The 21,530-nt window shown below is 68.7% G+C and carries 23 protein-coding genes; 9 read left to right on the top strand and 14 right to left on the bottom strand.

Annotation, left to right across the window (positions count from 1 at the left end; all coding sequences use genetic code 11):
• Positions 1-7: 7 nt before the first annotated feature.
• On the top strand, positions 8-415 hold the full coding sequence (locus ACZ7OI_RS00615) for a hypothetical protein (RefSeq protein WP_470262137.1): 408 nt from the start codon (positions 8-10) through the stop codon (positions 413-415).
• Complete coding sequence (locus ACZ7OI_RS00620) at positions 399-1,139, top strand: hypothetical protein (RefSeq protein WP_470262138.1); 741 nt, start codon at positions 399-401, stop codon at positions 1,137-1,139. The genes ACZ7OI_RS00615 and ACZ7OI_RS00620 overlap by 17 nt, the downstream gene beginning before the upstream one ends.
• Before the next feature lie 24 nt (positions 1,140-1,163).
• Here ACZ7OI_RS00620 and ACZ7OI_RS00625 read toward each other — a convergent pair whose 3' ends face one another.
• On the bottom strand, positions 1,164-2,048 hold the full coding sequence (locus ACZ7OI_RS00625) for a LysR family transcriptional regulator (protein ID WP_470262139.1): 885 nt from the start codon (positions 2,046-2,048) through the stop codon (positions 1,164-1,166).
• 125 nt (positions 2,049-2,173) lie between these two features.
• On the opposite strand from ACZ7OI_RS00625, the gene ACZ7OI_RS00630 reads away from it, so the two are divergent.
• A complete protein-coding gene (locus ACZ7OI_RS00630; protein WP_470262140.1) occupies positions 2,174-3,163 on the top strand; it encodes an NADP-dependent oxidoreductase in 990 nt (329 codons plus the stop codon).
• Positions 3,164-3,205: 42 nt separating this feature from the next.
• Here ACZ7OI_RS00630 and ACZ7OI_RS00635 read toward each other — a convergent pair whose 3' ends face one another.
• From ACZ7OI_RS00635 to ACZ7OI_RS00665, 7 genes are all read right to left on the bottom strand, one after another.
• Positions 3,206-3,610 carry a hypothetical protein gene (locus ACZ7OI_RS00635; RefSeq protein ID WP_470262141.1) on the bottom strand — a complete coding sequence of 135 codons (405 nt, stop codon included), beginning with the start codon at positions 3,608-3,610 and terminating at the stop codon, positions 3,206-3,208.
• Between the two features lie 8 nt (positions 3,611-3,618).
• Entirely contained in the window at positions 3,619-7,026 is a 3,408-nt protein-coding gene (locus ACZ7OI_RS00640) for a WXG100 family type VII secretion target (RefSeq protein ID WP_470262142.1), read from the bottom strand.
• Complete coding sequence (locus ACZ7OI_RS00645) at positions 7,026-7,358, bottom strand: hypothetical protein (RefSeq protein WP_470262143.1); 333 nt, start codon at positions 7,356-7,358, stop codon at positions 7,026-7,028. The genes ACZ7OI_RS00640 and ACZ7OI_RS00645 overlap by 1 nt, the downstream gene beginning before the upstream one ends.
• Before the next feature lies 1 nt (position 7,359).
• A complete protein-coding gene (locus ACZ7OI_RS00650; RefSeq protein WP_043837971.1) occupies positions 7,360-7,617 on the bottom strand; it encodes an acyl carrier protein in 258 nt (85 codons plus the stop codon).
• The gene (locus tag ACZ7OI_RS00655) at positions 7,610-9,217 is read right to left on the bottom strand and encodes a fatty acyl-AMP ligase (protein ID WP_470263410.1); all 1,608 of its coding nucleotides are present in this window, start codon (positions 9,215-9,217) and stop codon (positions 7,610-7,612) included. Before ACZ7OI_RS00655 ends, ACZ7OI_RS00650 begins: the two co-directional genes overlap by 8 nt.
• Before the next feature lie 90 nt (positions 9,218-9,307).
• Positions 9,308-10,507, bottom strand: coding sequence for an RNA polymerase sigma factor (locus tag ACZ7OI_RS00660; RefSeq protein WP_470262144.1), 1,200 nt, complete (start codon positions 10,505-10,507; stop codon positions 9,308-9,310).
• Positions 10,504-10,875, bottom strand: a complete 372-nt coding sequence (locus tag ACZ7OI_RS00665; RefSeq protein WP_470262145.1) for a YciI family protein — start codon at positions 10,873-10,875, stop codon at positions 10,504-10,506. Before ACZ7OI_RS00665 ends, ACZ7OI_RS00660 begins: the two co-directional genes overlap by 4 nt.
• Before the next feature lie 117 nt (positions 10,876-10,992).
• On the opposite strand from ACZ7OI_RS00665, the gene ACZ7OI_RS00670 reads away from it, so the two are divergent.
• Positions 10,993-11,760: a methyltransferase gene (locus ACZ7OI_RS00670; protein WP_470262146.1), complete on the top strand. Its 768-nt coding sequence runs from the start codon at positions 10,993-10,995 to the stop codon at positions 11,758-11,760.
• A 9-nt stretch (positions 11,761-11,769) separates the two neighbouring features.
• Here ACZ7OI_RS00670 and ACZ7OI_RS00675 read toward each other — a convergent pair whose 3' ends face one another.
• On the bottom strand, positions 11,770-12,513 hold the full coding sequence (locus tag ACZ7OI_RS00675; RefSeq protein ID WP_470262147.1) for an alpha/beta fold hydrolase: 744 nt from the start codon (positions 12,511-12,513) through the stop codon (positions 11,770-11,772).
• Positions 12,514-12,592: 79 nt separating this feature from the next.
• On the opposite strand from ACZ7OI_RS00675, the gene ACZ7OI_RS00680 reads away from it, so the two are divergent.
• The 4 genes from ACZ7OI_RS00680 to ACZ7OI_RS00695 all read left to right on the top strand — a co-directional run bounded on the left by ACZ7OI_RS00680 (position 12,593) and on the right by ACZ7OI_RS00695 (position 16,012).
• Positions 12,593-13,186 (top strand): TetR/AcrR family transcriptional regulator, encoded by a 594-nt coding sequence (locus tag ACZ7OI_RS00680; protein ID WP_470262148.1) that lies wholly within the window; start codon positions 12,593-12,595, stop codon positions 13,184-13,186.
• A 537-nt stretch (positions 13,187-13,723) separates the two neighbouring features.
• Positions 13,724-14,134 (top strand): hypothetical protein, encoded by a 411-nt coding sequence (locus ACZ7OI_RS00685; protein ID WP_470262149.1) that lies wholly within the window; start codon positions 13,724-13,726, stop codon positions 14,132-14,134.
• On the top strand, positions 14,131-14,727 hold the full coding sequence (locus ACZ7OI_RS00690) for a DUF3558 domain-containing protein (RefSeq protein WP_470262150.1): 597 nt from the start codon (positions 14,131-14,133) through the stop codon (positions 14,725-14,727). The genes ACZ7OI_RS00685 and ACZ7OI_RS00690 overlap by 4 nt, the downstream gene beginning before the upstream one ends.
• A 1-nt stretch (position 14,728) precedes the next feature.
• Positions 14,729-16,012, top strand: a complete 1,284-nt coding sequence (locus ACZ7OI_RS00695; RefSeq protein WP_470262151.1) for a hypothetical protein — start codon at positions 14,729-14,731, stop codon at positions 16,010-16,012.
• Positions 16,013-17,068: 1,056 nt separating this feature from the next.
• On the opposite strand, the gene ACZ7OI_RS00700 is transcribed toward ACZ7OI_RS00695, so the two are convergent.
• Positions 17,069-17,602, bottom strand: a complete 534-nt coding sequence (locus tag ACZ7OI_RS00700) for a hypothetical protein (protein WP_470262152.1) — start codon at positions 17,600-17,602, stop codon at positions 17,069-17,071.
• A 183-nt stretch (positions 17,603-17,785) separates the two neighbouring features.
• Between ACZ7OI_RS00700 and ACZ7OI_RS00705 the strand changes: the two genes are divergently transcribed.
• Positions 17,786-18,832, top strand: coding sequence for a LysR family transcriptional regulator (locus tag ACZ7OI_RS00705; RefSeq protein ID WP_470262153.1), 1,047 nt, complete (start codon positions 17,786-17,788; stop codon positions 18,830-18,832).
• A 351-nt stretch (positions 18,833-19,183) separates the two neighbouring features.
• On the opposite strand, the gene ACZ7OI_RS00710 is transcribed toward ACZ7OI_RS00705, so the two are convergent.
• The 4 genes from ACZ7OI_RS00710 to ACZ7OI_RS00725 form a co-directional block, all read right to left on the bottom strand.
• Entirely contained in the window at positions 19,184-19,549 is a 366-nt protein-coding gene (locus tag ACZ7OI_RS00710; RefSeq protein ID WP_470262154.1) for a DUF427 domain-containing protein, read from the bottom strand.
• Positions 19,550-19,633: 84 nt separating this feature from the next.
• Positions 19,634-20,347 carry a S1 family peptidase gene (locus ACZ7OI_RS00715; protein ID WP_470262155.1) on the bottom strand — a complete coding sequence of 238 codons (714 nt, stop codon included), beginning with the start codon at positions 20,345-20,347 and terminating at the stop codon, positions 19,634-19,636.
• A 156-nt stretch (positions 20,348-20,503) separates the two neighbouring features.
• Positions 20,504-20,860: a hypothetical protein gene (locus ACZ7OI_RS00720; protein WP_470263411.1), complete on the bottom strand. Its 357-nt coding sequence runs from the start codon at positions 20,858-20,860 to the stop codon at positions 20,504-20,506.
• Positions 20,861-20,882: 22 nt separating this feature from the next.
• Complete coding sequence (locus ACZ7OI_RS00725; protein WP_470262156.1) at positions 20,883-21,248, bottom strand: hypothetical protein; 366 nt, start codon at positions 21,246-21,248, stop codon at positions 20,883-20,885.
• Positions 21,249-21,530: the final 282 nt, after the last annotated feature.

The raw sequence follows: 21,530 nt of genomic DNA on the forward strand, positions 1-21,530 counted from the left end.
GGACGTCGTGCTGTACCGGGACCGGGCGTTGCTGGTCATCTGCGAGCGCCCCCGTCCGGGAGCGCCGCCGGCGGTGCTCCGGATCCCTGTCCGCAGCTGCGCGGCGGCGGCGCTCTCCATCGAACCCGGGCTGACCGGCCAGGAACTTCTCCGGCTGGACTTGACCGTGCGCTGGGGCCGGGACGCACTGGTCGAGCTCCCGATGTGGTTTCCGGAGCGGTATCGGGTCTTGCTCCAGAGGCTGGTCGACGAGGTGACCGCACCGCTGAAGCCGAACCCGCGACCGCCGGGACCGCCGTCGCCGCCGGTGCTCGCACTGCTTCCGGTACGCCGTGCTCCCCACGACCACCACTGGGTGACCTTCCGCTCCGGAGACGACGACGAGGTGGTGGTATTCGATGCCGGACAAGGCTGATTGGTCGTGCGACTCCTGCCACACGAACAACTACGCGCAACAGTCGATGTGCCGCGTTTGCGGCCGCGAGGCGGGAAGCGCGACCGGGGAACTGGCGATTCCCGACCATCGACCGCTGACGATCGCGGCCGAGGAGACCTTCGCGTTCGTGGATTCGAAGCACAGCGAACCGGAGCGGCCGACGATCGCGCTGGCCCCGGTGCCGCCGCCACGGCCACCGACGCGCCCCCCTCCCGCGCCGAAGGTCCCGTCGGTCACCCCGCGACCGTATGTCCCGCGCCGGAGGAAGCGCCGAGTTGTCCCGTGGTTGGTGCTGGGCGTGTTCGGCTTGGTGGCATTCATTTACGGCAGCAGCTTTCTCGCCTACCTCGGTTCGCAGGTTCGGCAGCCCGGGCAAAACACGGCCACGACCCCGTGCCCGTCGGAGGCCGCTCGCTGGCTGCCCGATTCCGGTTCCGGAGCCGGGCTGGTGGCCAAGTACGACACCGGCAAGCACACCGTGACGATTTGCGTCGGTTCGGACGGCTCCTACCACTACGACGGCCGCGTCAACGACGGCAAGCCGACGACGGCCGACAACCACCTCTCGATCCCGGCCGAGCGGACTTCCACCGGATTCACCGCGGCCAACGGGGCCTACAGCTACGAGATCTCCGGGCTTGACCTGACTGTTCGGAAGCGCGACAAGGTCATCGGCCGGGAGCACCTCACCCCGGTGCACTAACCCCACGGGCGCGCTATTCCGGCGCTACACCGCATGCACCTCGGCCACCGCTCGCAATTCGTGCACCAATTCGCGCACCGCGAGGGACTGTGCACCGGCGTAAGTGGCGACGTACCCGATCCTCCGGGTGGGCGGGTCGGCGATCGGGGTGACCGCGACTCCTGGCGGGATGGCGGCGAGGGTGAGCTTCGGCAGCACCGCCATGCCAATCCCTTGCGCCACCATGGAAAGCACCACTCCGTCGTCGGCGACCTCCATTTTCGCCGAAGGCAGCCAATCCTGCCGGGCCCACCAGGACCGGGTGTAGGAGGAGCAGTTTTCCGGCCAGTCGAGCAGCGGCAGGCCGCGCGGATCGGGCTGGCTGCCCGGGTTTACCAGGAAGTACGGCTCCCGGAACAGTTCTCCGGCGACGAGACCCGGCGGCGGGGTTTCGTCCTCGCCGAGGGTGGCGATGGCGACGTCCGCGCGTCCGTCAGCTACCTCGCCCGCGGTGCCTCGGCCTAGTTCGGGGACGATCAGGACTTGCGGTTTCAAGCCGGAATGCTTGGCAGTCAAGCGTTCCAGCGCGGCGGGCAGGAGATGCGCGGCCGCGCTGCGGAAAGCGGCGATCCGCAGGGGGCCGGTGAGGGTTCCGGCTGCCGCGCCCCGGGCTTCGGCGCGGAGAACGTCGAGTTGGCGCAGGATCAGCCGGGCGTGCACGAGCGCGCGGGCACCCGCCGCGGTGGGGCGGGCGCCGGTTCGGCCGCGGTCGAAGAGGATGGCGCCGACCTTGCGTTCGCAGGTCCGGACGGCGTGCGAGACCGCGGACTGGGTCAGACTCAGCTCGGCGGCAGCGGAGGTGAAGCTGCCGGTGCGCTCCACCGCGAGCAGCAGGCGCAGCTCGCCCGGCGTGAGGTCGACAGCATCCATGCGACCAGCCTAGCCGCGGCCATGAGCGGGATTCATGGATTGGCGCGGTCCATCGATCCAGCGGTCTGCCGCAATGGCTTCGCCGTGCCTAAGTTGCTGGTCAGAGCCATCCCTAAGGAGATCCCGTGTCGCTTACCGCCGTCCGCCAGGTTCGCCGCCCCGAGGGTGCGCCCAGCGCCGCCGATTTCGAGTTCGTCACCCAGCCGCTGCCGAAACTCGCCGACGGCCAGGTGCTGGTCGAGAACCGGTACCTGTCGGTCGACCCGTACATGCGCGAGTTCATGGAGTGGGGCGGCTGGGAGCTGGGCGCGGGTCTGGAGGGCCGCACGATCGGCGAGGTCGTCGAATCGAAGGAGCCAACGCTGCCGGTTGGCACGACGGTGTTTCACCGGCACGGCTGGGCGACCCACGCCGTCGTCACCACCGCCGACGTCCGCACGATCACCCCGGCGGACGGCGTTCCGCTGAGCGCTTACCTCGGCATTCTCGGCGGGACCGGGCTCACCGCGTACGTCGGTCTCACGCGAATCGCCCAAGTGCGCCCGGGCGATGACGTGTTCGTCTCCGCGGCAGCCGGTGCGGTGGGCAGCGCGGCCGGGCAGATCGCCCGGCTGCTCGGCGCGGGACGGATCGTCGGCAGCGCCGGATCCGCGGCGAAGGTCGAGCATCTGACTCGCGACCTCGGGTTCGACGCGGCCTTCAACTACCACGACGGCCCGGTCGCCGACCTGCTGGCGAAGGCGGCACCGGACGGAATCGACGTGTACTTCGACAACGTCGGCGGCGATCACCTGGCCGCCGCGATCGACGTCCTGCGCGAGCGCGGACGAGTCGCCTGGTGCGGTTCGGTCGCGCAGTACAACAGCCTGCGCACGCCGCCGAGCGCACCGCACAATTTGTTCGACGTCGTCGGGAAAAGCCTTCGGATCGAAGGGTTTCTCGTGCGCAATCACCTCGACGCGCGCGAGGAGTTCGAGGAATTCCTGATCCCGCACGTGCGCAGCGGTCGCGTGTTGGTGAATGAGACTGTGGCAGAAGGGTTTTCCAGCATCGTGGACGCGTTCATCGGGATGCTGCGCGGGGAGAACGTCGGGAAAATGCTGGTCCGGATCTGACCGTCGGGAGGGGGCCGCGAAGCCCCCTCCCGGGTCAGAACCTCAATCGCGCCAACGGTTGTTGAGGAAGGCGTCGTCGTCCTCGTCGTCTTCCACCGGACGCGGACGGCGCGTCGGGCGGCGCGGGGCCTCGCTCCGCAGGGCGGGCTGATTCGGAGTCACCGCGAACGGCGACGCCGAACCGGGCTCGTTGCCGAACTCGTCGGAATCGAACGCCGAGGGCGGTTCAGTGCTCGGCCGGTCCGTGCTCCACCCGGACTTGGTCTTGCGCTTCCCCATCTCCCGCCGGTGCTGGACGTACCGTTCGGCCGCCTGCGCCTGCTTCGTCATGTACTCCTGGGACTGCGCCTTGATCTCCTCGGCCTTCTGCTCGCGCAGCGCCCGGCGATCAGCCTGCTCGCGGACCAGCGCGTCCAGTTCGGCCTTCATCGCGGCGGTTTCGCTCATGCGTCCTCCTACCTGGTCCGGATGATCGGCGCGTCGTCGTCATCGTCGAGTGAACCAGTGATCCGGCTGGCGGGCTCGACGAGGTTGTCGAAGACCGCGCCCTCCACCCGGTACGCCGCGCGCCGCTCGGTCTCGCCACCGCCGCCGCCACCTCCGTGGCCGCCGCCCATCGCGCCCATGCCGGGCATCCCGCTGCCGCCGGACCCCTGCTGGCCGCCGCCGGGGTGGTCGCCCGCCGGTGCCGAGAACCCGCCACCGGTTTGGGTTCCGACGACCGGCGTGCTGTCGACTCCGACCATGGGTGCGCCGTGCAGCGGAGCGCTCGGGGCGCCGGCGGGCACGCCCGGACCGCCGGTGTGCGAAATCTCCGGACCGGGGCCGCCCTGCAGCGGATGACCCGGTGCCCCGCTCGGGACGCCGTGGTGCAGCGGCTGGGCCGGACCGCCCGCGGGGTGTCCCGGAGCGTCCGAATTCGAGATCCCCGGGCCGCCTCCCGCCGGATGCGCCGGATCGCCTGCCGGGTGCCCGCCGAACGGGTCGCCGGTGTGCGAGATCTCCGGACCCGGCCCGCCCTGCAGCGGATGCACCGGGTGGCTGCTGCTGGGCGAGGCGCCGCCGTGCCCGTTGCCGTCGGGTCCCTTGTGGTCGCCGTGCTGACCCGGACCGTCGCCGCCGTGCTGGCCAGGACCGTCGCCCGCGTGGTGGCGGCCGGTGGTGCCGTCGGGCGGCTGCGGGACGTGGTCCTGCTCGTGCACGCCCTGCTTCTTGTCCTCCTCGCCGAGCGTGTAGGTCGTCGGGTTGCCCTTGCCGTCGTCGACCGTGACGACGGTCGGCCCGTTCGGCCCGTCCGGACGCTCGGCGGTGATCTTCGTGTCGCCGTCGCGGAGGTGGATCTTGCCGTCCGCGCCCGGGTGGTGGACCTCGTCGCCGTGCTGGCCGTCCCCGCCGTCGTGCGCGGACTTGTCGTCGGACCAGTCGATCTTGAAGTCCTTGGCGGGGCCGGAACCCTCGCCGATCTTGATGTCCATCTTGCCGTCGTGGTCCGGCTCGGACATTTCGAAGGTCTTGTCGCCCTGCTTGACCTTCAGGACGTCCCGGTCGTCGTCCGGTTTGCCGTCGTGGTTCTTGTCCTCGCCGGGCTTGCCGTCGTGACCCTTGCCGTCGTCGTCGGGCTTGCCGTCGTGGTCCTTGTCCTCGCCCGGTTTGCCGTCGTGACCCTTGCCGTCGCCGTCCGGTTTGCCGTCGTGGTCCTTGTCCTCGCCCGGCTTCCCGTCGTGACCCTTGCCGTCCTCGCCGCCAGGACCGCCGTCGGCGGGATCGGTCTTGATCGGCGGGCCGTCGACCGGACCGCCGCCGCCGGGGGAACCGCCGCCGCCCTTGTCGCCGGGGGCCTTGTCGTCGCCGGGGCTCTTGTCGTCGGGCCCCTTGCCGTCGGGACCCTTGCCGTCGGGACCCTTGCCGTCGCCGCCGGTCGAACCGGGTTCGCTGCCGCCCGGACCGCCGAGGCTGCCACCGCCGTGACTGCCCTGCGAGTCCTTCTTCAGCGCGTCCATCGCGGCCTCGGCCTTTTGCTTGGCCTCGGCCTGGGCCTTCTGCTTGGCCTCTTGCTCGGCCCGCTGCTTGGCCTCTTCCTCGGACTGCTGCTGGTCCTGTCCGCCGCCAGGCCCCGAACCACCCGGGCCCGAACCACCCGGACCGGAACCAGAGCCACCAGGACCGGAGCCGCCGCCGGAGTCAGTCTTGATCGGGGGGCCGTCCACCGGACCGCCGCCGCCAGTCCCGCCGCCCGAACCGCCGCCGAGCGGGCCGCCACCAGGCGAATCGGACGGGATATCCAGATCGGGAACCTTCCCTCCGCCCCCGCCGGAGCCGCTGCCGCTGCCAGACCCGCCGCCCGAACCGGACCCGCCGCCGGTGCCGCCGCCAGGACCGCCGCCGATGCCGCCGGGACCACCGCCGGTACCGCCGGTGTGGTCACCCTGGGGCGTGTCCGAACCGGATCCGCCGCCGGACCCGCCGCCATAGCCGCCGGTTCCCCCGCCGGTACCGCCGCCGTGCCCGTTGCCCTGGCCGCCGCCATTGCCGTTGCCCTGACCGCCGCCGTAACCGTTGCCGCCGCCGGAACCGTTGCCGTTGCCCTTGTTGTTCCCGCCGGGCCCCTGACCGCCACCGCCGGGACCCCCGCCGCCGGGACCGCCCGAACCACCAGAACCGCCGGCCCCGCCGTCCTTGGCGCCCTCGAACTTGTTCTTGAGCTTGCCCATCTCTTTGTCAAGAGCGTCGTAGGCCTTGTCGACGAGGTCCTTGGCGTCCTTGCAGGCCTTCTCGAACCCCTTGTAAACGTTGTCCCACATGTCGGGGTTGAACTGGTTCATGATCCACTGCTTGGCGAGGTCCTTGCCGTGGCTCTGGATCTCGTCGTCGTCGCAGCAGCCCTGGTCGTTGAGGGTGTTGACCAGGTTGGTGCCGAAGTTGTAGTCCATCCAGCCGGCGATCTGGGCCAGGTCGTTGACGCTGCCGTGCTCGCCGTTGGCGACCGCGATGACCTTCTGCGCCATCGTGTAGTCGGCCTTGCCGACCTGGTCGCGGTACAGCGCGATGACCTGGTCGGCCTTCCCCTTGCACAGGTCGAACAGCGTCTTCGTGGCGGCCAGCGTCGCTTCGCTGGCGTGGTTGAGGTCGTCGCCGAGCTTCGCGGCCTTCTTCTGGATGCTCTCGTTGTACTTGTCCGACGCCGCGTCGGCCCCGGCTCCGGTCCAGGTCCCGAACAGGGTGCCCAGCTCGGTGCCGGTTTCGGTCAGCGTCGACTTCACGGTTTCCGAGCTGTGCTTGAAATGCATGGCGTCGTTGACGAAACTCTCGAAGCTGATCCCGCGCTGTTCGTCGAACGGGCCGCGGATGTCCTTGTCGAGGTCGAGCTTGCGCGTGTTCCCCTTGCAGTCGTCGGGGATCTTCTCGAGCAGCCCGCCGAAGGTCTCGAACACCCTCAGCGCGGCCGCAGCGGGGTCGAAGAGTTCATCGGACGTCTTCGTGCCGGTGGCCGCGGCGTCCTTGCCTTCGCCGGGGGCGGGCGGCTTCTTCTTGCCGAGCTCGTCCTTGCCCTGGTCGACGGCCTTTTTCTTCTCGTCCTGGTTGTAGCTGTTCTGCTGGCCCTTCTGCCGGGCCTCTTCGTAGACCTGCTCGAGCGGCGGGGCACCGCCCGGAGCCGCGAACGGATTCTTCGGGACGGTGATGAACGTCCGCCCGTACGACTGGATGTACTTCGCGACGTCCTTGCCCTCGTCGCCTTGGGGATTCGGGTGCTCGTGCACCCACGCCCGGAGCAGCCCGTCCTTCAGCTCCGGCGGCACCGCCGAGTTGTCGAGGAGCTTCTTGACATCCGGCCACGTCTTCGGCTGCTGTTTGTCGTCCGCCATCAGAGGATCCCGTCGACGCCGTTGCCGGTCTTGTTGATGTTGTCGGACTGGTCGTCCTCGTTCTTGCCGTAGGCGGACCCGGCGGTCTTGATGTTCGTGCCGAACGATTCGAGCGCCTTGCTGTAGCCGGAGAGCGCGCCCCACAGCTGTTTGGTGCCCTCGAGGTACTTGTCGGCGTGCGCCTGGTGCACCCGGCCGAACTTCTCCTTGGTCAGCTCGGAGTGTTCGAGGTCCGGATTGTCGTCAAGCAGCTTTTCCGCCAGGTCGCCGATGTTCGTCGACGCCTTCGACAACGCTTGGGTTGTCGCGGTGTACCCGCCCCCACCGCTCATTTCAGTGCTTCTCCTCAGCTCGGCTAGCTGCCAGGGCCTCCGCGAGCACGTCCGCCACGGATTCCACGTCGGTGAACCGATCGAGCTCGTCCAGATCGATCGACACGTCGTAGTAGATCTCCAGCGCCGCGAGAAGCCGGATCCGGCCCTTCGAGTCGATGCCGAGCTCCTCCAGCGGAGCGTCGGGCACGACGAGGGCCGGGTCTAGCCGGAAGGTGTCGCTGACGACCTTCGTGACCTCGGCGCAGTGATCACCCACGCACCCCACCGTAACGCGCTTTGGCGGCGGACCGGGCGACCTTCCCGCTGGAAGTGCGCGGAAGTCCGCCAGAAGGGACCAGGTGTACCGCACGGAGCGTGAGATCGTGCTCTCGCGACACCGCTCGCAGCACCGCCCGGGTCACGTCCTTGACCTCGGCTTCCGCGCCGCGGGCCCATTCCGCGACCACCATCGCGCCCTCGCCCTGCTCGTCGGCGACGCCGAACGCGGCGACCCGGTCGCGGCGGATCGCCGGATGCGCCTCGCCGGCCGCGGCTTCGAGGTCCTGCGGATGGAAGTTGCGGCCGTCGACGACGATCAGGTCTTTGAGCCTGCCGGTGACGTAGAGGTCACCGCGGTGCAGCACCCCGAGGTCGCCGGTGCGCAGCCAGCCGTCGAGCCCGTCGAGGACGCCGCTGAACGCCTCCGCGTCGCCGCGTCCCCAGTAGCCGGACGCGACGTTCGGGCCGTGCACCCAGATTTCGCCGACCTCGTCCTCGGGCTGCTCGTGTCCGTCGTGGACGATCCGGACGAGCTGCCCGACCGGCCGTCCCACGGACATGACCGGCTGGCCGTCCGGCGTTTCGACGGCCCGGCCCTGGGCCAAGGCTTCTCGGTCGAGCACCGCGCCGCGCGGCCCTTCGTCTCCCGCGCTCGCGACGTACACAGTGGCCTCGGCCAGCCCGTACGACGGACGGTGCGCTTCGGGACGGAACCCGCGCGGGCCGAAGACCTCGTGGAAACGCTCGACCGTGCGCGGCCGGACGGGCTCGGCGCCGTTGAGCGCGACCCGGACGTCCGAAAGATCGAGGTCGTCCTCAGCGCCGGCGTCGGCCGCCAGGTCGTAGGCGAAATTCGGGGCCGCGGTGAAGACGGCCGGGTAGTCCGACAGTTGGCGCAGCCACCGCTGCGGCCGGTGCACGAACTCCGCCGGGGACATGAACACCGACCGCCCGCCGACGTACACGGGCAGGCACAGCAGCTGGATCAGGCCCATGTCGTGGAAGAACGGGATCCAGCCCGCGCAGGTCGTCTGCTCGTCCGAGGCATAGGCCTGGCTGGCCTGCCAGCACGCCGCGACGATCGCCCGGTGCGGGATCACCGCGCCCGCCGGTTCGCGCGTCGACCCCGACGTGTACTGCAGGTAGGCCGGGCTTTCCGGGTCCACGCGAACCGGGTCCACGCCCGGTCCGGACAGCTCGTCCACCACCACGAGATCGCCGGGATCGCTGAACTCGCGCGCCTTCGCCGCGACAGCCGACGACGTCGCCCACACTCGCGCGCCGGAGTCGGCGAGGACGCCGGAGAGCCGGTCGGCCTGCGCGCGATTGCCGGGCAGCATCAGCGGAACCGCGACCATCCCGGCGGCGAGAGCGCCGAAAAACGCCAGCGGGTAAGCGAGTTCCTGTCCGGCGAGGATCGCGACGCGCTCGCCCGGTTCCGCGACCCGGCGCAATTGTCCGGCCACGACCCGGACTTTCGCGGCGAACTCCGCCCACGTCAGCGTGTGCTCGACGCCGCGGTTGTGATCTTGGTGGGTGAACAACGGCCGTTCGTCGTCCGCGCGGGCGAACAGCCGGTCCACGATCGAGACGTGCATGACCTCGTCAGGCACGCTCGCAGACGTCCGGGACACGCAGCGCAACCTACTCGAACTCGGGAGCGGCCCGCGAGGCCGGTCGCGGAGAATTCACTCGCGCACCTGGGCGGCCCGGGACTCCAGATAACGCTTCTCCGCGATACTCGCCGTCGCCTTGGCCGCCAGCCGGTAGTTCTCGTACGCGCCAGGCAGATCCCCGGCTTTCTCCAGCAAATGCGCCCGCACCGACAGCAACCGGTGATGCCGCGCCATCCGTTCTTCACCGTCCAATGTGGACAGCAGAGCCAGCCCCGCTCGCGGCCCCTCGGTCTCGGCGAGCGCGATCGCCCGGTTCAACGTGACGACCGGATTAGGCGCGATCCGTTCCAGGATCAGGTAAAGCGCGTGCACCTGCCGCCAGTTGGTCTCCTCCGCGGTCGCCGCGTCGGCGTGCGTCGCGGCGATGGCCGCCTGCAGCTGGTACGGCCCCAGCTCAGGACCGGCCAGCGACGCTTTCGCCAGTTCAGTGCCCTCGTCGAGCATGGCGTGATCCCACGTCGAGCGGTCCTGATCGGCCAACGGGACCAGGTCTCCGGACGCCGTCGTGCGGGCCGCGCGGCGCGCGTGGGTCAGCAGCATCAATGCGAGCAGACCGGTCACTTCACTGTCGTCCGGCAGCCGCGCGTGCACCATCCTGGCCAGGCGAATCGCCTCGTACGCCAGGTCGGCGCGATGCAGGTCGCTGCCGGAGGACGCGGTGTAGCCCTCGTTGAAAATCAGATAAAGCACCTGCAGCACGACACTCAGCCGTTCCGGGCTTTCCGTGCCGGGGAACGAGCTGCCCGCCGCCTTGATCCTCTGTTTGGCACGGCTGATCCGGGCAGCCATCGTGCCCTCCGGTACCAAAAACGCGCTGGCGATCTCGGCCGTGGTCAGCCCGCCGACCGCGCGCAGGGTCAACGCGGTCTGCGAGGCCGGCGTCAGCGTCGGATGGCAGCACAGGAACAGCAGGAGCAGCGTGTCGTCGGTGTCCGGCACCTCGGGCGCGGCCTCGACGGCGTTCGCCAGCTCCCGCTCGCGGCGCGCCTGATCGCTGCGCAACTGGTCGATATAGCGCCGGGACGCGACCGTCGACAGCCAGCCGCGCGGATTGTTCGGCACGCCTTCGACCGGCCATTGCTGCGAAGCGGCGAGGACGGCCTCCTGCACCGCGTCCTCGCACCCCTCGAACTGGCCGTAGCGGCGCACCAACACGCCGAGGACCTGCGGCACGAGTTCGCGCAGCAGGTCCTCGACGGCGGGAGGTTTCACGCGTCCAATTGTCCTTCCGAGAACATCACCTGGCGCACCTCGACCCCGAGCCCCTCGATCGAGGCGTCCGGGATCTGCGCGGCCAGCTCGATCGCGCGCTCCTTGCTCTCGACGTCGATCATGTAGTAGCCGCCGAGGAACTCCTTGGACTCGAGAAACGGCCCGTCGGTGACCACCGGCTGCCCGCCGCGCACCGAGACCACCACGGCCTGCGACGGATCGGCCAGCGCCTGGGCCGCGATCAGCTCGCCGGACTTCTTCGTCGACTCCATGAACGCGGTGACGCCGTCGCCGAGGGCTTCCTTCTCCTCGTCGGTGAGGGCGTCGAGGACGGACTGGTTGATGTGCAGGCTGATCAGGAACTTCATCGTCTTGCTCCTCGTGGTTTCGGGGTCTTACGGGGGATGGTCGGAGGCGGGCGCGGGTTCTGGACATGCACTTTATGTGACGCGCGTCACTCACGATTCGGGAGCAGGATGAACGGCATGGAGACCGACGCCTGGGCCGCACTGGCGAGTCCGTTCGTGGAAGGCGCGTACGCGACCGTCAAAGGCCGAATTCGCACGTACGTCCTGCATCAGCAACTCCTGGCGCACCTGCCTCCGCCGCCGGCCACGGTGCTCGACGTCGGCGGCGGGGCTGGGCATCAGTCGTTTCCGTTGGCGCGCTTGGGTTACGACGTCGTCCTGCTGGATTCGTCCGACGCGATGCTGGCGAAAGCGCGGGAGCGTCTCGCCGCGGAACCGGAGGAGGTTCGCGAGCGAGTCCGGCTGTTACGCAGCCGCGGCGAGGACGCCGTCGCCGCGGTCGCCGGTCAGAAATTCGACGCGGTGCTGTGTCACGGCGTGCTGATGTACGTGGAAGATCCCGTGCCGATGATCGACGCGCTCTGCGCCTGCGCGGCGCCAGGCGGGATCGTCTCGGTGATGGCGCTCAACGCCGAGACGCTGGCTGTCCTCCCTGCTTTGGAAGGACGGTGGAGCGACGCGCTTACGGCGTTCGACGCGCACGGCGAGCGGGGCGTCCTCGGTGTGGACACGCGCGCCGACACCGTGGCGGGGCTGTCGCAGCTGCTCGTCGGACAGGGAGCTGAACCGCTTGCCTGGTACGGAGTTTGGCTGTTCGCCGACTGGCTGGACCTGGACCCTGAGGAGAGTCGGATCGCCGAAATCGCGGAGGTCGAACTGGAGGCGGCGCGACGAGATCCGTACCGGCGGCTCAGCCGGGTGTTCCATCTCGTCGCGCGCGCCTGAACTGTCCTATTAGGACGCTTCCCAGAACTCCGTGAGGATTCGCGCGCCCTGGACCGGATCCTGCGTCATCCACCAGTGCCCGAGCCCCTCCAGCACCGCGACCTTCGCCCCGGCCCGCCCGGCCGCGCGGCGGCGTTGCTCGTCCGTCCCGACGAAATGGTCCTCGGTCGCCAGCACGACGAGCCCCGGACGGTCCGCCGCGCGTTCGAGATCCCGGCCGAACTCCGCGATCGCCGGCTGCGCCGCGGAGCGGTAGAGCGGGAGCACCGCGCGCGCCATGTCGTCGTTCATCCCCTCGGCGACCTTGGCGGCCACCGACTCGTGCATTCCGCCCAGCACCAGGCGTTCCGCCCGTTTTTCCACCGGCGCGCCGAACATCGCCGCGACGGCTTCCTCGCCGACGCCCGGTTTCTGCCACCCCTGCGCGAGGTCGTGCCAGACGTAATCCGGATCGAACGCGCCCGCCGTGTCGCTGACCCAGCTGCGCACCAGCTCCGGACGGGCCATGACGGCGTTGAGCACGTGCGCGCCGCCCCAGTCGTGGCCGACCAGGTCGACCGGTTCGGGGAATTTCTCCAGCTCGGCGATCAGCCAGTCGCGGTATTCGACGGCCGTCGCGCCGAAACCTTCTGGCCACGGCGCGCCGAATCCGGGCGGGGACAGGCATACGACCGGCCGGTCGCCCAGCTCGGCGAGCAGACGCTCCCACACCGCGGCGGTTTCCGGGTTTCCGTGGACGAAAACTGCAGTCATCGGACTTCCTCCCTCTCGTCGCTCCCACTCTACGCATACTTGCTTGTCAGCTGGCAAGTATGTTGTAGGGTTTCTTCCCGTGACCACGCGCCGCACTCAACAGGAACGCCGCGACCAGGCGTCGGCCGCTTTGCTCGAAGCCGCCGCCGAGCTGGTCGTCGAGGAAGGCGTGCGCGCCGTGACGCTGGCGCGCGTCGGCGAACGCGCCGGGTACAGCCGTGGCCTGGTCACCCACCACTTCGGCGGCAAACAGGCCCTGCTGGAACAACTCGCCAGGACCACGCAGACCGGTTTCGTCCCCGGCCTCGACTCGCTGCCGCCCGGCCTGGACCGGCTGTTGCGGCTGATCGACGGCTACCTCGCCCAGCTCAGCGAGCCGGACGTGCTGAGCCGCGCTTTTCTGGTGCTGTGGGCGGAATCGATGACCGCGCCGGAACTGGCCCCGATCTTCCGCGAACGCGACCAGGCCTTCCGCGACGACCTGCGTCAGGAGATTTCGGCGGGCATCGCCGAGGGCACCATCCGCGCCGATGCCGACCCGGAGCAGCTCGCCGTAGCCATCGTCGGGCAGCTGCGCGGCGTCGCACTGCAGTGTCTGCTCGATCCGGCCGCGGTAGAGCCCGCCGAGCTGTGCCGCTGCGCCGCCGAGGTGTGGAAACGGGCTCTTTCCTAGAGCTGCGACGCGCCGCCGATTCCGCGCCGGTCGTGTAGGTGGCGTCGAAGGCGAGGAACAGCATCGCCTTCGCGACCTCCTCCGGCGTACCCGCTCATCAGCGGCAGCCCTCGGACGTTCGCCACTGATGTCGTGAGCACCACCGCGCCCCGGCCCCGCCTCTCGCGGAAAGCTACGAGGACAAGCTGGAAATGGTCGCCGAGGGCCAGGCCGTCGCGGTACTCCCGCTGACCGACTGCCGAATCAGCGCCCGCCCAGACCTGCCGACGGTCCCGATCGACCGGGATCGCCCCTTGCCAGATCGTGGTAGCCAGCCGAGCTGACGACGAAAACCCGCTGCTGCCAGACGTCCACCGGGCCGCGGTACGGCATTTGTCGGCCTGAACTGCGCATTCTTGGATTTACATAGAAATTGCGTCTAGAGCATTAATGTCTAGTCGTCTTCCGCATTTCGGAGAACGTCACACAGGCAGTGAGTGATCAGCTACTTTGTTAGCTGTCTGCATTTGATGACACCGAACATGGGGAGGGCTTCGCGTGTGGGAGGACGTCCAGTTCTCGGTCTTTCACCCGTGGGAATCCCAGCCTCGCCAGGGCGGGTTCTCGCTGGACGCCGGTGCGGCGAAGGAGATCCTGCAGGATCTGCTGGAGTACCAGGACAGGCTCCTTTCCATGAAGCGCAAAGTCACCGCTCTGTGCGCGATGAAGCCGCCGTCGAAGGACCCGTCGACCACGGCGATGCACGTGGCGATGGTCGGTGACGGCAACGGAAAACAAGGTGCGTTTTCCTACGGAGGCGGGCACATCGACTTGCAATTGCGCTACGTCGAGGAGCTCGCCGACCGGATCCGGAAAGCGCTCGCCGCGATCGGCCAGAACGAGCAGGACCAGACCAAGACCGTCCAGAACGTCAACCCCGGTGCCCACTCTCCAGGAAAAATCGGATGAACCTGCGCACGCCAGTCGCGATGCTCGCCGTCGCTGTCCTCGCCGTCGGCTGCTCGACCCCCACGGACGGCACCGCGACCCCTTCCGCGTCGCCGACGCCGAATCTGCCCTATGGCGGCGCTCCGAAGGTCGAAAACCCGCTGCCGGACGATGTGCTCTCCGGCGATCCGTGCCAGGCGCTCACCCCGCAGCAACTGACCGACCAGCTCGGTTCCGCGGTGCCGGGGAAGCCCGACACCTCCCCGGTCCGTGCCTGCGACTGGATCAGCCCCGACACCCATGGGTTTATCGGCCTGTCGTTCTTCGACAAGCACAACGACGGCCTCAGCAACGTCTACGTGAACGTCCGGCCGCAGATGAAGCGCTTCGAAGCGCTCCAGCCCATCCAGGGCTTCCCCGCCGTCGCCTACAGCACTCAACCCGGCCCGAATTCCCAGACCTGCGACGTCAACGTCGGTGTCACCGACCAACTGTCTTTCGCGGTCGAGGTCACCCCTGGCGGCAGCAAATTCGGGAAGGTCGACCCGTGTCCGCTCGCGGCCGATGTCGCCAACGACGTCATCACCACGTTGAAGCACAAGGCCGGGCGGTGACATGAAATTCTGGGAGCCGATCAAGCAGTACCTCGACCAGCACCAAGAGCTGACGGTGCCGATCGAGGACATCGTCAAGCAAGTGCAGGCTTCCGAACCCAGCGGCTGGCATGAAGGCGTGACCATGGCTCGCGAGCTGGCCACCGAGCAGGAAACGCTGAGCCAGGACCTCTCCGGAACCTTGACGAAGCTGGAATCGTGCTGGAGCGGCGAGGGCTCCGACCTGATCAGCGAACGGCTGCGCCAGGTCCGCGCCTCGGCGATCGACGCGCACCAGGCGTTCGCGGCCAACGAAAACACCCACGCCACCGGCATCGCGATGCACGAGAACCTGCGGAATCAGCTGACCTCGATCCCGCCCGCACCCACGGGAAGCCCGACGCCCGCGGCGGGACTGATGAACGCGGACGTGATGTCCAAGCTGCTGGAGCACGACAGCGCGCAGCAGAAAAACCTTGATACGTATGAGAAATTCACCTCGGAAAGCCAGGGAAACACCCAGCAGCTGAAGGTCGACTACGGCAAGATCGGCACGTACGACGGCGGCGACGTGACCATCCAGCAACACCCCTCCGCCGACGCCAAGCCCCAGCCCGGACCGGTCGCCCCCGAACATCGTTCGACCGGCGGGACTGGGTCGACGTTCAGTCCGGGCACTGGGCCCAGCGGCCCTTCCCCGCACAGCTACCCGCCCGCGAATGCCTTGCCTGGCACGGGAAACGACCACACCAGCACCTCCGGATACACCCCGCCACCGGCCTCCGGACCAACCGCGGACAACCCGTGGCGCGGCGGAACGAGGGTGCCGTCGGTGCCCGGCCCGGTGAACGAACCCGGCGTCACACCGATCAGCGCCCCCATCGACGGCCGTCTCGGCGGCATCTCAGAACGCCTCGGCGGTGGTTCCGGTCGCTTCGGCAGCGGCTCCGGACGCTCTGGCAACGTCTCGGGCAACATCGGCGGCTCCGGACGCCCTGGCAGCGAAGGCGGTCCCGGACGCCCAGGTAACGGCCCAGGTTCCGGACGCCTGGGCAGTGAAACAGGCCCCCGCTCCGGAGCCGGCGCGAGCGAAGGCGCGGCTTCGCGAGTCAACGCGGAACGCGGCGCCCCCGGCGGAAAGGGCCTGCCCGGCGCAGCCGCACCCGGCGGGCAACGCGGCAAGAACGAAGAAGACGAAGAGCACGAACGCAAGTACGTTCTTGATGTAGACCTCTTCGCCGACGACGGTACCGCCGTAGACCCAGAAACCGGAATGCGCCCGACGCCACCGACTCTCGGGGCTTAGCGAGGCACAAGACCCGCTGACCTGGCCTACCTCGCCGAACGCCGGAGCAGTTCGCCGTGGTCACTCGCCATGTCCACTCGCGGCGGTTACTCTCCATGGTGACTCGCCGTGGTGACTCGCCATGGTCGCCCCCGTGGTGACACGCCGCGGTCACCCTCGGTGGTAACTCGCCGAAGTCACTAGCCATGGTGACTCGCTGCGGTCACTCGCCATAGTGGCGCGCCAGCGCCACTCGCCATGAGGACTCGCCGCAGTCACTCGCCATGGGACTCGGCACCGCCGCTCGCCATGATCAACGGCGCACCGTAGCGGCTGGTCAGCGGCAGGAACGGAGCTGGCGACCCGGTCCCGCCTCGCCACCCAACAGGCGACGAGGCGGAACTCCCCCTCGAACGGCGCTCCCCTCAAGCATCACGTCCCTCAACGCTGCCCCTCGAAGGCTGGCCCATCGAACGTCGCCCCTCCCGCAACGTCCTCCGAGCGGTCGCCCCTCAGGCACCGTCCCCCGACGCCGCCCTCCGGTGCCGTCCCTCAACGCTGCCCTCAGGTGCCGTCCCTCGAACAGTCGCCCTCAGAGGTGCCGTCCCTCGAGCAATCGACCTTTTCGGACGCTGTCCCTCTCACACATCCGCCCCCTCAAACGGATGCGCCTCCAACGCCGCCCCCCTCACGACCGCCCCTCCGGCACCGCTCGCAGATGACCGCCCCTCAGGACACGCTGCCCTCGAAGCATCCGCCTCCCCGCGATTGCTCCGCACAACACTCCGTCTGAACAGCCATCGCCCTCAGCACCGTCACCTAAGACAGTCGCCCCTCCGGCACCGCCCTCGCAGATGACCGCCCCGCCGGACGCGCTCCCCCGAAGCATCCGCCTCCCCGCGATCGCTCCGCACAACGCTCCGCCTAAAACAGTCACCGCCCTCAGCACTGTCCCCTCAAACAGCCACCCTCCGGCACCTCACCCCGACAGGCACTCTCCCCCTCAGACACCAGCTTCCTCAATCGGCACGACCCCTCAGAACGTGCCGCCCGCAAAAACCGCGTCCTCGAAAGACCTCAGACCGCGAAAGCCGCGGCCTTCCTCGCGATCACCGCGTTCTTCCGCGCCCGAACCGCTCGGTTGGCCCCCGGCAGCCACTGCACCACGAGCACCGCCAGCAGGCTCAGCACCGCAACAGCGTCGAAGGCGTTCAGCAGCGCCGGGTTCAGGTCGATCAGGTCGCGCAGGCCAAGGCCGATGCCGAAGACCGCGAACACCGTCAGCACCACTCGCGCCCAGTTGTGCGCGGCGAGGACCATCACGGCCGACACCAGCGTTACCAGGCCGATGACCAGCCAGATCGCCGCGCGGCTGTTGAACGACGTCATGGCGATTCCGGTCAGGTCATTGGCCGTCAGCAGGCCGCTCGAGGCCAGTTCTCGGCCCTCGTTCTGCAGGTATTCCTGCACGGCGGGGCGAATCAAACCCTCGCCCTGCACCAGCACCATCGCACCCCACAGCAGCCCGCTGAGCGCGCCGGCCAATCCCAGCCCCCCGCCGACGGTCAGGGTGCGGGAACGGCGCGCACCGGTGGAACTGTACGAACTCACTTCTGTCGAACTCCTTGGATCAGCAATCGAATCAAGCGTCACGGAGTTTCCCGCCGACTGCTTGCGCCGTCCACTGGTTCACCGATAAAATCTGCAGATTTTTTGAACTGGCCGCGAGATCAGAAGAGCCGCGTTAGGCTCTTCGTCGTCCGAGAAGCGAATGCAGAAGGCGAGCCCTGGCAGATGTCCGCACCCAGCCCGTTCCGGTCGCCGTCGTTCAACGTGCTCAGCAGGCTCCTGCGCTCCTCACCTGCGCTGCTCGACACGACGTTCGACCAGTTGCGCACGCTGATCACGGTCGCGGAAACCGGAACTGCCCTCGCCGCCGCCCGCACGCTCGGCCGCGACCAGTCCAGTGTGCAAAAACAACTCGACACTCTTAATCGCAATTTCTCCGAATTGTGCGGGGAACCATTGTTGCACCGCCAAGGACGCGGCCGTGACGTTCTTTTTACCGACACCGGGCGCGCGGTCGCCCAACAGGCTCGCCGCACTCTTACCGAATGGCTGGACACCATTCACGAATGCCGCCGCGAACTCGGCGGAACGCTTACCGTCGGCGCGACTCGCTACACCCTCGGCAGCCTGGCCCACGCCGGCGATCTCGTGGCCGAGCAGTTCCGCGCGCGCGACATCGAGCTGAACGTCGTCCACGTGCGCACCAAAGACCTGATCGACCGTCTGCTGGCCAAGGACGTGGACCTGGTCTGCGGCAGCGTCGTCACGACCAACGCGCTCGACACCGTCGACGTGCTCGAATGGCGGCGCAGCGGCCTCGGCATCCTGACCAATATGGACACTCCGAAGCCCGGCGAGTCCGTGCGCACCAGCGAATTGCCGACGCTGCCGCTCGTCGTGCCCAGCGGCGGCGTGATCAACGACTTTATGCGCGGCTGGTTCGGCACCGACTACCGCAACCGGCTCGACATCGTAGCCGAGATCGACTCCGCGCAATACGGATTCGAACTGCTCCGTTCGGGTCTCATCCGCGGATGCATGCTCGTCACCCAAGGGCTCGGCGAGGCCGCGGGCGAAAACCGGCTGCACGCCGCTTCAGGATTGCGCACAATCGGTCTCGTCGACGACATCGAGCCGAAACTCGAACTGCTCGTCGGCGTCTTCGCCCGGCGCGGCGAACGATCCTCGTACCCGGACAGCCATCCGCTCAATCTGCTGTGGAACGCGCTGCACGAGGCGGGCGAAGCGTCTTGGCTCGAAGTCGACCGCTGACCCAGTTCCGGACCAGGATCAGCGGCCAGCCGAGATTGGCACCGGGCCAGGGGTACCTCCGGACCCGGACGAGCAACCAACCTAGATCAGCACCAGACCATGACTAGCCAGGAGCCGGGAGCAGCACCGAACCGTCACCAGCACCGAACCAGGCTCAGCAACCAGCCGAAGCTCAGCAACCAGCCGGATCGACCACCGAACCGGGATCAACCGCCGAACTTGGCTCGGCACCAAACCGGAATCGACCCCGAACCTGGATCAGCGGCAAACCGGAACCAGCACCCCATCGGCCTCAACGCCGAGCCGAAGCCAGCCCCGAGCCCCGATCAGCCGCAGGCCAACCAACCCCCCTCAGCCGACCTCCTCGATCTCCACCCGGTCCGGATAAAACGCGACATGCCCCTTGATCGGAGCCACCGCGTCATACGGAGCCTCGTAAACCCACACCGCGTTCTCGCCGTCCGGCACCGCGGCCAGGCTGTAGTACGACGCGTCGCCCTTGTACGGACAATGCGTCTTGTGCTCGGTGGACGACAGCATCGCCAGGTCGACGTCCTCCAGCGGGATGTACTGCACCGGCGGATAGCTCGCCTCCCGCAGCACCTGCGCGCGGGTGGTGTCGGCGATGGTCTTCTCGCCTGCCTTGACCACCACCCGCGCGGGGTTGGGCTCAACGGTGATCGGGTGGTCCGGCCCAGGGATCAGCTTGTCGGGCATCGTTCTCCTCCTCCGCGCAACGGAAGCGGTGCGCACTCCCAACACTAGGCCGGACCACCGACAAAATCAGACGTCGGCGACCGATCAGACCCCGGCGACCTGCGAGATCCAGCTGCGGTACCGCGTGATGTTGGTGTAGGCGGTGCTGCTCTGCCGGTCACTGGTCGAGGCGACGCCGACCTGCCGTCCGGACGCGAACATCGGGCCGCCCGAGTCGCCGCCGGCGGTGATGCCGTCGCCGTACGTCGCGCACACCGCGACGCCACCTTCGTAGTCGCTGCACGACGGCGTCGTCACGCGCACGTTGGCCACCTTCAGGTACCGCGACTGGCAGTTGATCTCCGAACCGCAGCGGCTCGTCGCGCCCCAGCCGTAGACCTGCACGGTCTGTCCGGCGCGGACGTCGGTCGACGTGCCGAGCGGCGAGTACGTCGCGTTCACCGAGCTGGACAGCCGGACGATGGCCAGGTCAGCGGCACCGGGGTAGCGCGTGATCGCGGTGCCGGTGGCCATCGTGCCGCCGCTGCTCTGGTCGAGGCTGCCGATGCGGAAGGTGTACGTACCGCTGGAAGCGACGCAGTGCTTCGCGGTGAGGATGTACTGCGGGGCGATGATCGTGGCAGTGCAGTTCTGCTGCCCGTTCACGAACAGCCGCGCCGCCCACGGGGCATTGGAGGCATAGCCGCCGCCGATGATCGCCGGGGTCGAGGACGGCCCGCTGGAAGCAGCGGCTTGACCGGCGAATCCGGCTAGGCCAAGCGCGGTAGCGAGCACGAGCAAACAGGTGCGCAAACGCATGGTCTCTCGTTTCTGCGGCGTCGTCGCCGCGGTTCCGGTGGGGACGGGGCCTCGATCATCAGGGCCGCGCCCGGGAACCAGAACCGGCGAAAGTAGCCGGGGACCACCTGTTCTTCTGCCGCCACCGCCGCTACGGACAGTTCCGCGTACTGTTCCTCAGACCCGCGTCCGGCGCAGCCAGTACAGCCCGATCACCGGAAGCACCAGCGGGATGAACAGATACCCCTGCCCGTACACCGACCACACCGTGGCGTCCGGGAACGCCTGCCGGTCGAAAATGCTCAGGGTGCCGACCGTCAGCACGCCCAGCAGTTCGGCCGTGCACGCAGCCAGCGCGATCCGCCACCACGTCCGGCCGCCGCGGGCGAGCGCGATCGTGGCCAGGATGTAGACCAGCGCGGCGAAGGCCGACAGCACGTACGCCAGCGGCGCCTCGTGAAACTTCGTGCCGATCTGGACGCCCGCCCGCGACGTCGCGGCGAGCGCGAAGATGGCGTACACCGCGACCAGGATCCGGCCGGGACCGGTGGCCGTCTTACGCGCTTGCTCCACTCCACACCTCGTTCAGTCGCAGCACCATCACCGGAATCGCCAGGCAGGCGATGCCGAGCACGACCGTGCTCGACCGGCTCTGCTCGGCAAGGGCCCACGCCGCGCCGACCGGCAGCACGACGAGGCAGCCGATCAGGTAGGCGAGGTAGGTCGCGAGGCTGCCCGGATGGTGCCCGCCGGCAAGCAGCACGATCCCGATCACGAGCTGGACGACCAGCAGCACCTCGATCACGCCGAGCGCGACGAGCAGCGGGGTGTCCGGCAGCCGTTTGCGCGCCGCCTGGACGAAACTCCACAGCGCGACGAGCGCCGCGCAGCCAGCGACCGCTATCGCGAACCCGACGATCACCCGTTCCTCCTTTTGCCCGCCGGGCTCAACGTACCCGCCTGTCCCACGGCCCCGGACGGGCGAGGGGCCGACGGCGTGGCCGGGGCCACGTTCACCGGAACGGGTTCCTGGCATTCCGTCAATTCCCGAATGCCACGGAAATCCCGCTCGACCGGGCGACGGTAACTCACTCTCGGTTCGCCAGTGCCGGTTTTATCCGCGCCCCTCCCGGGTCCGCCGAACGCTGAATTGGCGGATTGGCGCGGCGCTCAAGCTGTGCGGGAATAGTTTCCGTCGCCGGAG

The organism is Amycolatopsis sp. NPDC114503, from assembly GCF_055633655.1.